Source organism: Butyrivibrio sp. (assembly GCF_017635265.1).
In the GTDB taxonomy this organism is placed as follows: domain Bacteria; phylum Bacillota; class Clostridia; order Lachnospirales; family Lachnospiraceae; genus Butyrivibrio.
Map to the genome: position 1 here is coordinate 78,466 of NZ_JAGBLU010000128.1, position 11,152 is coordinate 89,617.

The window sequence follows — 11,152 nt, forward strand, 5'->3', positions numbered from 1 at the left end:
CATTGTGATACTCCACAACCATTATTTTGCGCCTTTGCCAAAAAGCACGACATAAACAGTCTTAAGAAGTATCCTTATATCCTCGGTAAGACTCCAGTTATCAATATACTGAAGGTCTAGTTTTACAACTTCATCAAAATCCTGAATATCACTTCTGCCGCTAATCTGCCAAAGCCCGGTAAGTCCCGGAGTCATAGACAGACGCCTTCTGTAATGCTCGTTGTACTGCTCAAACTCAGACTCTGTCGGTGGCCTAGTTCCAACCAATGACATATCGCCCTTAAGCACATTCAAAAACTGTGGAAACTCATCAAGGCTGGTCTTTCGAATAAATGCTCCGACCTTTGTAATACGTGGATCGTTCTCCATTTTGAACATAAGACCATTCATTTCGTTCTGATCCTGAAGATCTTTTAACCTCTCCTCAGCATCAATATACATGGATCTGAACTTATAGATTTTAAATCTACGCCCATTTTTCCCAATACGAGTCTGAGAAAAGAAAACAGGTCCCGGAGAATCAAGTTTAATTGCCGGAGCAAGGAAAAGCGTGATGATTCCTGTAAGAACTAATCCAACAAAGCCGCCAATTATGTCCATAAGTCTCTTAATGGATAATCTCTTATAACTATTGCGATTCATGCAATATGTAATGACTGAATATCCCATGTATTCATCGAACTGCGTATGTGCCTTACTTATTCCCGGAAGTTCCAGATTGTAATGGGTTGTAATACCCATTTCCTCAAATCCAAGGATAATCTTCTCCATGCTGTTTTGAGGTATGTTAGGAGTATTTATAAATACCTCGTCAAATGGATCTGTCAAAAGTCTCTCTGTCAGATTATGAATTCCTTCATGCACATGCACATCGCCAATGTACCATGGTTCGTTTTCAGAAGTTACACTTTCAGATTTTTTATCAAAAACAATTCTATTGTCTGTTTTTACCGGATTATTTTTGGAATTTGGGGCATCTACAGCATATGCACGAACAACCTTATATCCGACAGAATCTCTTCTATTCATAAGGTTATTGATTGTCTCTTCAACCAATGGCTTTTCTGCAACGACAACAACATTGATGACATTTTTTTCAGAGGATAAATGCTTTTTAAAAATCTCCTTAAAAGTCAATCTGACAACCAAAGTAAGCAAAGTCTCAATCCAAACAAAATTTATAATTACAAGTCTGGAAAGAATTTCATACCACTGAATAAAAAATACTGTAACTAAAGACACAAGTGATATAACTGCCACAAATCTTAATACATTTAAAAATTCCTGAAACCAGCCTCTTACAATAAAATCCCTGTTCCAGTCAGCCATAAAAGTATAGACTGTCGCCACCAGCAAAAATATTACAGAAACCAGATAATGAAGTGTCTTGTCACCATAGTCAGCTTTCGAATTGTATCTAATAAAGCTGGCTATCATATAACTAACTATAACGCAGGCCATATCAAGAGCCCACAGAATATATACTTGCAATGTCCTATATTTTGCGTTCATACGCTCTCCCCATCAAAGCTTAAACTTATCCCCAATTATCACCTTGATAGTAACAATTATATTTTAGATGCTGCCAATTTTATGCCTGTTTTGCTCTATCCACTCCTGAAGTTGCGGAATACTCATCCATTCCTTATTATTGTCCGAAGTATAGCTAAAGCCTTCAGGAACCTTTACTCCGCCTTTGATCATATCCTCAAAGTTACCCCATTCACATATCTGAGGCAATATTTTGTAATGCTCAGGATACTCATATGTAAAATGTGAATCCTCTACACCGATCATCTGCTCATGGAGCTTCTCACCCGGCCTTATTCCAATCTCGACCTGCTCGGCATTTGCATCAACTGCAGTTGCTATGTCACAGATATTCATAGATGGAATCTTTTTAACGTATATCTCTCCGCCTTCCATATCATCAAATGCATGCCAAACGAGCTCAACGCCCTGCTCAAGAGAAATCATGAATCTTGTCATGCGCTTATCTGTAATAGTAAGCTTTCCGGTTCTGGCTGTTTCGATAAAGAACGGAATAACAGAGCCACGTGAGCCCATAACATTACCATAACGAACTACTGCGAATTTAGTCTTGCCACCCGTATAGGAATTGCCCGCGATAAAGAGCTTATCTGAGCAAAGCTTGGTTGCACCATAAAGATTAACCGGAGAACTTGCCTTGTCTGTTGAAAGAGCAACAAGCCTTTTAACACCTGTATCTATGCAGGCATCAATAAGGTTCATGGCACCGTTGACATTAGTCTTTATACATTCAAAAGGGTTGTACTCAGCCGTTGGAACAATCTTGGTTGCTGCAGCATGTACAACATAGTCTACTCCATTAAGAGCTCTGTAAAGTCTATCCTTATCCCTTACATCACCAATGAAAAATCTTACCCTGCTATCTCCCTGGAATTTTTTAGCCATATTCCACTGCTTCATCTCATCACGAGAATAAATGATAATCTTCTTAGGGTTATATTTTGCAAGAGTCATGGGTACAAATGTATTGCCAAAAGAACCTGTTCCTCCTGTTACCAAAATGGTCTTATTTGTAAGCATTAAAAAAGCCTCCTAAAACAAATTTACTTACCTTGTGAAATACGCAATGATTGCATTGTAATTCAAATTAACATTATACATCATACATCATAGATTCATCAATGATTCAGATGTGAAATGTCCAAATATTTAGGCAGTCCATCTTCGTAATTATGTTCTACTTCGCCTCTGATGAGAGGTCTTAAGTAATCTACCAGTTCTTTCCTGACATCATTGCCGGATTCACTTATCCACTCCCCGGGAACAGATTTTGCTTCATTAGCTATTTCCTTGATCTGTGCATAGCCGTACTCAACCATATAAGGATTGTTGCTGATTCTGTTAAGTACAACCATACAGCCTGTCTGTCCTTCTTCTGCCAAATCAACTGCCTTTTTTCCCTGAGCAAACGCCTCCTCCAAATCAACCGCGCTGGCCATATGTGCAGCACATCTCTGAAGAACATTTATCTCTACGGAACGAACCTTAACATCAATGTTTTCTTTTACCAAAAACTCCAGTGCCTTTCCTGCGCCTGAAAGCTGCTGGTGTCCAAAAGTGTCAGCCATTGCTTTGCTGGATGTGATATAGTTTCCATCCTTATCTCTTATTCCTTCAGATACAGCTATTATCACGTTATTCCGTTTAGATAATTCGCCTCTTACATCTGCAAGGAACTGCTCCCTATCAAAGGCTACTTCAGGAAGATAAATAAGGTGAGGTGCTGATGAATAGCTATTTCTTGCAAGAGCTGCTGCCGCTGTAAGCCATCCTGCATCGCGCCCCATAATTTCAACAATAGTCACAGACTTAACCGCATAGATAAATGTGTCATGTGCAATCTCAAGTATTGAACTTGCTATATACTTTGCAGCGGATCCAAATCCCGGAGTGTGATCTGTATGGCATAAATCATTGTCTATTGTTTTAGGCACTCCGATTATCTTTATGTCAGAGCCAATCTCTCTTGCATAATTTGATAGTTTCAGCACAGTATCCATGCTGTCGTTTCCCCCAATATAGAAAAATGCTCCAATATTAAGTTTTTTAAACTGTGAAAAAATAAAAGAATATGAAGAATCATCATCTCTGTATTCAGGAAGCTTGAATCTGCAGCTTCCCAGATACATGGCGGGTGTATGAGTTAAGAGTTTTATAAAGTCTGAATCTTTCTGCGCTTTATCCGTTAAATCCAAGTAGTTCTCCGATAAGACACCTAAAATGCCGTTGATTGCTCCAAAGCATCGGTCAAACTCACCAGAATCAATAGTAGCTTTCAACACTCCTGCCAGACTGGCATTAATAGCAGAAGTTGGTCCCCCCGACTGTGCAACAAGTACATTTTTGATGTTCATCAATAAGACTCTCCTTAACAATTTAAAATTTTGGCAGTCCTATTGTAACAGAAGATGGAGGGAATGACAAAAATAAAACCTCTTTTCAATAAAAATCAGGCTTCCTCAATAACGCAGCAATGATGTTTGAAATCCGGATTATCACTTTGAACATTCTTATCATAATTGCAGATTAATCCTATCAATAAACGAACGCAAAAGCGAACGTATTTTTTTGCGTTCGTTTTGCGTTCATTCTAATCTCATTATCTTAACTTCCAGTGATTATACCACTCAATAACTGATATCCTAACTTCCAGTCATTTTACCACTCAAAATCAAAGCCCTGCTGAAATGCTTTCGGCAAGCAACTCAGTAGGGCTTATTTTTATCCGAATAAAAACTCATCAAGATCCTCAAGCGCTTCCCTTAGCTCTGGATTCCTTTTATGAAAAGTATCCATCACATCTATTCACTAATAACAAGCCCCTTGCTTGCTGCTTGTTGTTCATTTATAACCAACACTTTAGGATGCCATAATAAGCATAGTGTTCTATGTTCTTTCAAGATTTGCTCCAGTCCCTCCTTAATAGGAACCAACCACTCTTTATTAAAACCATTAATCACCAATAAAAATATAATTTCACATGACTGTACTTCTATTCTATCAAATATCCCACCAATTTCACGCTCCAGCCAAACTCTTTCAAAAATTTCGAAAGAATCCTCAAATTTTATGTTTATTTCTTGCAGAAACTCTTCAAACCTCTGTTCACTATCCGGATTATTAGGATTAGGTGCAGAATTTTTGGCTTCAACAAACATAATTTTCTTATTCTTCCAATGCAATACAAATTCTACAGAAGAAACTCCTTTGGACTTTATTTCGCTATATTTCTTAGATTTTTCAATAGGATAAACATCATTCTCATCATAATCTCCGAATATGATTCCTGACTCTTGTATTGTCATTACTTATAGCACCCCATCTACTTCTTCTTCATATAATCTAACTGATTCCTCAATAATTGGATTATTAGGCATTCCATCCCTAAAATCATGCAACACAAAGCTTTTGTTATTTGGCATGATACACTTTATATAATCGATTTTCCCCTGCCTCATCGCTAGTAAATTCATCTTTTTTATAACAAAGTATGAATGACTTGATATAAAAAACTGTAAATTTGTTTTCTCAACCAACTCATCTATTACCTCAATAAGCTTTACTATTGCTGATGGATGCAAGCCTGCTTCAATTTCATCAATAAAAACAATAGAGTCAGAAGAAATATAGTGATTATCTATAAGCCTTTCCAACATTCCAAGCTTTCTGATTCCTTCAGAAGCCGTTCCAATCGTAAATGCTATACCATTATTTATATATTGCCACTTATTGGTATTAGCATCTAATTCTATAGTTCCATTCATCATATCCTGTAATTGCTTTTTAGAGGAGTTCAGCACATCGCCATCATCAACTGATGGCATTAACTGCAATGCTTTAGCTAGATCATATTGAGAATCGTCAAAGCCGAAAACTTTATCTATATCACGGCTCCTCAAGATAATCTTCTGTATAGAAAGTATTTCTCTTGCAGGAATAAATACAGAATTATAGTCCAATCTCCCAATATCATTATTTACATCATTAATTGCTACTGTAGCTTTTTTACCAAATCTCATACTGAAACTAGAATGATCATCCACCAAGCTAATACTGCAAGTATTTCCCGCTGTATGATTAACTAATTCTCCTAAGGCGTCTGCCTGAAATGTCCACCTGAGTTTATCGGCTATAATTTCATTTACTTTCCTAATGTCATCGCCTTTTCCAAATTCCTCAATACTTTTATGTACAGAGTAGAGAGCTTTAAGCAAAAAAGACTTTCCGGAGCTATTTTCACCAATAATCAAATTAATATTCCCCAACTGGTTAATTTTTGCTGATTCTATTGGGCCTAAGTTTTCTATTGTAAATTCATTAATCATTCTATTTTTCTCCACTCTACATTCTGATTATTGCAATCATAATAAACCGTATGTAAACAAATCATATCATTGCTCTGTCAATTTTTATCTCACAAAAGCTACTGCTCTCACACAAATCTAATCACTTTCTCATTCTTCTGAAGTAACACACCCGGAGCTTCAGGATATCCCAGTGCAATTGTAGCCCAAACCACATGATTTTCAGGCACTCCAAATTCATCAAGTAACTCCTTTACCGGAGAAGCATCCCTTAATGTCATAAGTGGGTTCAACCAAACACTTCCAATTCCATATACACAAATTGTAGCTTCAGGTAAAACTCTCTTGAAATCCGTAACTACGTTCTCTATTGTTTTACTTTCATTGTAACAAGGAATAAGAATTACAATTTTGTCAATTTTTTCTTCTCTTTTTTTTCATTCAATTTTTTTAATAAAAAAATCAGCTGATTGAAACAATTTCATTTATTATGTATGATTTTTGAAATTGTTCCTTTTCATAAACAAGAATCTTGTCATAATAAAAGCCCTTAAGTTTCTCGAGCCCAAATACAGCAAAGTCTCCCTTTCCTCTATTGGCTTTAGCTATAGCAATCTTGTCTCTAGTCTCTATTTTTCTCACTTCACCATTATATACTAAAACCAAAATCACACTGTTTCTAATGCAATTAACATCTTTCTTCATTATTCCACTTAGTACAAAGGCACTGTCCTTGGCCTTTTTAGTTATGTCTTTACTGCTAAAATCACCATTTTTAAATTCTATCAGATAAAATTTATTCTTATCTGCAGTAAAGCATAACGAATCTGCAGAATCAGCATACTCTTCTGACTTACCTAAATCATTACAGTAATTTGTTTTAGCTTGATCAAAATCTATAACTCTTTTTTCGCAGTCCGTCATATATGCATCACCCTTGCTATCCCAGGATGTTTCCTTTAGAGTTTTAATAGAATGATTACCACCAAATTCAATATCATTTATTTTCATTTATACAATCTAACTCCTCACTGATTCTCAAAAAAGATCTGCTTAGATTAGAATAAATAACCTCTAATTTATCACTAACATCCTCTATATCTGTAACCAAACTATCTTTTTCATTTTGTTTTAGCCAATAATACTTTGCTTTACTATCAACGTTATATTTCCTTGTAAAGAACTCAATGAAGCTTAAAAACTCTGAATTATGAGTGCTAATCAAGAAATTGATTCCAAATAATTCATGTAAGCTTACAACTATTTCGGCATAGATCAACATCCAATCCGGGTTAAGGTGTGTCTCTGGTTCATCTAAAATCACTATTCCGTTCTCTTCAAGATAACCATTTTGAAGTAGTGTTTTAAGAATAACAAATGACTTTATTCCCGTGGAAATATTTACTATAGACATATCTTCTTTCAGACCACTGTCTGAATATGAAAATCCTTTTTCGGAATTGTTGATTAGATTACCAACTGAAATAGAATCAAATCTTGCATAAATACTTTTTAGTCTATTATCTGTAATAACATCATCAACTGCAGATGTTTCCTTCAATTCTATTTTTCTAAGCTTATTTACAAGATTATTAACATGCCCCATATTTCGATCAAAAAAATATCCATTTTGCATATTATCTAAAATATAAGGATCATCTATGTATATTACATCTTTAATCAATCTGATTTTTTCTGAAATATTAATACTTTCATCAGCTTTGAATGAATAGGATATCTTTTCATTCTTTAATTCAAGTTCTATTCGAGATTCATTATCTCTATAGTTCACGTGTCCAAGTTGCGAACCAAATTCTGCCTCAATACTTCTAGAAAGAATAGCTTTTAATATCTCAGTATCATCTGCATTTAAGACACCTCTGATTCTTGAAAAAAGCTCACCTTCCAAATCTTCTTTGGTTGCTCCAACAACATCGAGTAAATACTCTCTTATCTTATCATCATTTTTTTCAAAACTATATGTGTCTATCAATTCACGTATACTTTTCCTTAAATTCTGTATACCTAATCTTGTAATCGTCCTATTAGAACTGATTATTCTAACCAATCTAAAAATAGAGTTTTCTCGTTCTTTTACTATCTTTTCATCATAATCATGAAAAGAATTAAAAGTACAATACAACGCCTTTCCTATTGTACTCTTACCTGTTCCATTTTTTCCAGCTAATACCGTTATTCCATTAATGTCGATTTCAGCTTCAGTTATAATTCTACCTACATTTTTTAGTCTTAACTTCATAAGTTTAAAATCTCCAATTTAATTAAGCAAATAAAATCACTAATTCTATCACATTACAGTACGTACATAATAGTACCATTAATCTCATGAGGGTCTCTCAACTGGTTTCTATATTTCTCAAAGCAACTTTCCACTTTTCTATGCGCAATCTCTCTAGTCCTTGATTTATCTTTATTATAAACCTTTCTGCCAGTTTCTCTGTCAATCTTCTCCAATGGTCTAATAACATCAAAAAGCTATTTAATCTTCTTGAAGAAAAATCTTAATTTTGTTATCAATTCGCAAATTCATGAAATCAACGTCAAAATGGAAGTTTCTTCTTTATGTCGTACTTATGATTGAGTGCTTACACTTTCTATTTTTACCTGATCCATCAGTATTATTGCTTTATTTACAACATTCTTTCCTTCTTCTGTTACAAAGAACAAACCGTCTTGACCACAATCGATGAGCTCATATGCTCGTAAGAGATTCACAAGTTCTTGTACTGCATTTTTCTCAAGCATCCCCGGAGCAGCATTCACTAAAGTCGCATATCTCCAATACATATCTTTATCAGTTTTGTTCTCAAGTGCCCTCTTTGACATTTCAGCAGCAATCCCAATAAAATCACTCTTACCATAATTGCTCTCCATAAAGAGTTTGAGAAGATCTAATGCACTATAATTAACCTCAATCACAGAACCATTTGGGTTTGACAGCTTTGCTTTCCTTTCCCTAAGTACTGCTTCTAAAATCCGTGAAACACCTTGATGTTCATTTTCATTTACCATCATTCCCATCTCCTCAACTTTCTCTAACAGGATCTATGAATTGCTTATTTTATACTCAACAACCGGATGATTTTTCAGCCGATTGTGAACTTCCTATCTTTTTACGCCTAAAAAGTATTTCTTGATGTTTTTTAACCTGATTGCTGCCAAGTTATCCTCTGATTATTATAGCGCCAAGCCATGCTTGGCGCTACCTCTTTGTGTAACATCTTTTAGTAACCTCATGCTCTGCTGGGGGGGGACAACAGATGCTTTAACTTCTCCGTTTGAACGAGTCGCTGGTAATGACTTGCTGGTGGTTCCGGCAACGAGATTTCTTATCCTTCGTTGCCAATAGTAGTATTGTTTTTCATTGATCCCGTTTTCATCCAGCCATTTCTTGGCTGATTGACCTGCGGGGCGTTCGTGACAACTGCGAACAATTTCAGCCCATTGGGCTGTGCGAACATCCTGTGTGATCGGATCCATACCTGGTTTCCTAAAAAAACTAGTTAGTTTTTTCAATTTTTTAAAGTAAACCATAGTAGCGGATTAAATCATAGGCGGATTATTTAGACGCTTACGTTAAAACTCTCATTTGTATCCTTTTGCGTAGTATCATTATTCACCCCAAAGTTGATTCTCTCCGATAAGTAAATAAATTATCTGTCTTTTATAAGGAGAATCAACATGAAATCATTAAAAACAATTATAATTGAATATTTAAATTGCTGTCAGTATCAAAAGCAACTTTCCCCAAAAACCATTACCGCGTATCAAAGAGATTTAATTCAATATAAAAAATACATAGAAAATAGCTGTCATAATAAAAAAATGTTTTATGAAAAACATAGTCTTGAAGATTATTTAAGGTACTGTCATTCTCAATACCAACCCAAAACAGTCAAGCGAAAAATTGCTTCGTTAAAAGCTTTTTTCAAATATATGATTATAAATGACATTATTGATAAAAATCCATGGGATAAAATTCAGTACCATTTCAAAGAAGCTTTTATAATTCCCAAAACCATTCCACTACATATTGTAGAAGAGTTATATACCATCATGTATAGTCTTAAAAACACTTCTATTTCCAAATTTAAATACATGCAAATAACTAGAGATATCGCAGTGTGTGAACTACTTTTTTCAACTGGCATTCGCATATCAGAACTAATCGGCATCAATACATCAGATGTTGATTTTTTTACGCATGATATCCTTATTCATGGCAAAGGTTCGAAGGAAAGAATTGTCCACGTTGGCTGCAATGATTCATTTAACGCCATAGTAGACTACTACACGCTATACTCTTCAGTAATCACTACCTCCGGTCCGTTCTTTGTTAATACTTCCGGAAATCGAATCTCTGACCAATCCGTCAGACGTATGCTTCAAAAGTACGCCAAATCACTTCCATCATCTCCCCATATTACTCCCCATATGTTCAGACATACATTTGCTACAGAGCTAATAGAAGCCGACGTTGATATACGCTATATTCAAAAAATGTTGGGGCATAGTTCTATACATACTACCGAAATATATACTCATGTTTCTTTGGCAAAACAACGAGAAATATTGGAAAGCAAACATCCTAGAAATAATCTAAAAATCATAAGTGATAGATAATTGTAGATTATCGGTTAATAAAGAAAGGACTATGACAAAAATGTTTGTTATGAAACGCTTCCTAGGCGATGAGTATGATAAATATAATTCTATTATAGACAAGTACAATTTAGAACAAAACTCTTATATCAATCTTACAGCCTGTACCAGTTATCCGTTCCAAGAAGTTCTTGAGGTACAATCCATGCCATTATCAACAATCCCAACCGAAGGTGTTCGAGGTAATAGATATTTTCCAAATGTAGAATCCATTGATGAAATTGAAGATTATGCTGAACAATTAGCACTTGATTTGTTTAACATACCCGACGCATCTTACAAAGTAAATATACAGCCAAATTCAGGAACTCAGGCAAATCAAATAGTCTATAATGCTATTTTAAACGATGGAGATACAGTTTTATCATTAAATCCTAAAGATGGTGGGCATATCTCACATACGAAACTAGGCTCACGGAATATTAACGTAGCTTATTATTCGTTAGACGATGACTTGAATTTAGACTATTCTAATTTAGTGCGTGCTCAACAATTAATAACCACTGATATTTACTGACTTTGTGGGCACTCCGTGAGATAATAGATGCAAGGAAATCATTACTTTTGCATTAAAAACCTTGCACCTTCGCGGAGAATCCTATGTATAAAAAGAA

The 11,152-nt window shown here is 35.2% G+C and carries 12 protein-coding genes; 2 read left to right on the forward strand and 10 right to left on the reverse strand.

The annotated features are described in order from the left end of the window. Positions 1-21: 21 nt before the first annotated feature. The 10 genes from J6O61_RS16050 to tnpA form a co-directional block, all read right to left on the reverse strand. A complete protein-coding gene (locus J6O61_RS16050; RefSeq protein ID WP_292215233.1) occupies positions 22-1,512 on the reverse strand; it encodes a sugar transferase in 1,491 nt (496 codons plus the stop codon). Positions 1,513-1,575: 63 nt separating this feature from the next. Next, the gene (pseB, locus tag J6O61_RS16055; protein WP_292215235.1) at positions 1,576-2,571 is read right to left on the reverse strand and encodes a UDP-N-acetylglucosamine 4,6-dehydratase (inverting); all 996 of its coding nucleotides are present in this window, start codon (positions 2,569-2,571) and stop codon (positions 1,576-1,578) included. A gap of 98 nt (positions 2,572-2,669) precedes the next feature. After that, entirely contained in the window at positions 2,670-3,905 is a 1,236-nt protein-coding gene (locus J6O61_RS16060; protein ID WP_292215237.1) for a 6-phosphofructokinase, read from the reverse strand. 447 nt (positions 3,906-4,352) lie between these two features. Next, a complete protein-coding gene (locus J6O61_RS16065) occupies positions 4,353-4,856 on the reverse strand; it encodes a hypothetical protein (RefSeq protein WP_292215239.1) in 504 nt (167 codons plus the stop codon). A 3-nt stretch (positions 4,857-4,859) separates the two neighbouring features. Continuing rightward, complete coding sequence (locus J6O61_RS16070) at positions 4,860-5,876, reverse strand: AAA family ATPase (RefSeq protein ID WP_292215241.1); 1,017 nt, start codon at positions 5,874-5,876, stop codon at positions 4,860-4,862. A gap of 107 nt (positions 5,877-5,983) precedes the next feature. Beyond that, a complete protein-coding gene (locus J6O61_RS16075; protein ID WP_292215243.1) occupies positions 5,984-6,136 on the reverse strand; it encodes a hypothetical protein in 153 nt (50 codons plus the stop codon). A 181-nt stretch (positions 6,137-6,317) separates the two neighbouring features. After that, the gene (locus J6O61_RS16085; protein ID WP_292215245.1) at positions 6,318-6,866 is read right to left on the reverse strand and encodes a hypothetical protein; all 549 of its coding nucleotides are present in this window, start codon (positions 6,864-6,866) and stop codon (positions 6,318-6,320) included. Beyond that, positions 6,853-8,115, reverse strand: a complete 1,263-nt coding sequence (locus J6O61_RS16090; RefSeq protein ID WP_292215247.1) for an AAA family ATPase — start codon at positions 8,113-8,115, stop codon at positions 6,853-6,855. The genes J6O61_RS16085 and J6O61_RS16090 overlap by 14 nt, the downstream gene beginning before the upstream one ends. A 332-nt stretch (positions 8,116-8,447) precedes the next feature. Further along, positions 8,448-8,891, reverse strand: coding sequence for a hypothetical protein (locus tag J6O61_RS16095; RefSeq protein ID WP_292215249.1), 444 nt, complete (start codon positions 8,889-8,891; stop codon positions 8,448-8,450). Positions 8,892-9,053: 162 nt separating this feature from the next. Next, positions 9,054-9,410, reverse strand: coding sequence for an IS66 family insertion sequence element accessory protein TnpA (gene tnpA, locus J6O61_RS16100; RefSeq protein WP_292215250.1), 357 nt, complete (start codon positions 9,408-9,410; stop codon positions 9,054-9,056). Between the two features lie 147 nt (positions 9,411-9,557). Between tnpA and J6O61_RS16105 the strand changes: the two genes are divergently transcribed. Together J6O61_RS16105 and J6O61_RS16110 are read left to right on the forward strand one after the other, a co-directional pair. Continuing rightward, the gene (locus J6O61_RS16105) at positions 9,558-10,499 is read left to right on the forward strand and encodes a tyrosine-type recombinase/integrase (protein ID WP_292215252.1); all 942 of its coding nucleotides are present in this window, start codon (positions 9,558-9,560) and stop codon (positions 10,497-10,499) included. Positions 10,500-10,530: 31 nt separating this feature from the next. Beyond that, the gene (locus J6O61_RS16110; protein WP_292215254.1) at positions 10,531-11,055 is read left to right on the forward strand and encodes a hypothetical protein; all 525 of its coding nucleotides are present in this window, start codon (positions 10,531-10,533) and stop codon (positions 11,053-11,055) included. The last annotated feature ends 97 nt before the right edge of the window (positions 11,056-11,152 follow it).

Excerpts from the sequence above, each read along its gene's own strand:
- J6O61_RS16050 (WP_292215233.1), bottom strand. The coding sequence starts at position 1,512 with ATGAACGCAAAATATAGGACATTGCAAGTATATATTCTGTGGGCTCTT.
- pseB (WP_292215235.1), bottom strand. The coding sequence starts at position 2,571 with ATGCTTACAAATAAGACCATTTTGGTAACAGGAGGAACAGGTTCTTTT.
- J6O61_RS16060 (WP_292215237.1), bottom strand. The coding sequence starts at position 3,905 with ATGAACATCAAAAATGTACTTGTTGCACAGTCGGGGGGACCAACTTCT.
- J6O61_RS16065 (WP_292215239.1), bottom strand. The coding sequence starts at position 4,856 with ATGACAATACAAGAGTCAGGAATCATATTCGGAGATTATGATGAGAAT.
- J6O61_RS16070 (WP_292215241.1), bottom strand. The coding sequence starts at position 5,876 with ATGATTAATGAATTTACAATAGAAAACTTAGGCCCAATAGAATCAGCA.
- J6O61_RS16075 (WP_292215243.1), bottom strand. The coding sequence starts at position 6,136 with ATGACATTAAGGGATGCTTCTCCGGTAAAGGAGTTACTTGATGAATTT.
- J6O61_RS16085 (WP_292215245.1), bottom strand. The coding sequence starts at position 6,866 with ATGAAAATAAATGATATTGAATTTGGTGGTAATCATTCTATTAAAACT.
- J6O61_RS16090 (WP_292215247.1), bottom strand. The coding sequence starts at position 8,115 with ATGAAGTTAAGACTAAAAAATGTAGGTAGAATTATAACTGAAGCTGAA.
- J6O61_RS16095 (WP_292215249.1), bottom strand. The coding sequence starts at position 8,891 with ATGATGGTAAATGAAAATGAACATCAAGGTGTTTCACGGATTTTAGAA.
- tnpA (WP_292215250.1), bottom strand. The coding sequence starts at position 9,410 with ATGGTTTACTTTAAAAAATTGAAAAAACTAACTAGTTTTTTTAGGAAA.
- J6O61_RS16105 (WP_292215252.1), top strand. The coding sequence starts at position 9,558 with ATGAAATCATTAAAAACAATTATAATTGAATATTTAAATTGCTGTCAG.
- J6O61_RS16110 (WP_292215254.1), top strand. The coding sequence starts at position 10,531 with ATGACAAAAATGTTTGTTATGAAACGCTTCCTAGGCGATGAGTATGAT.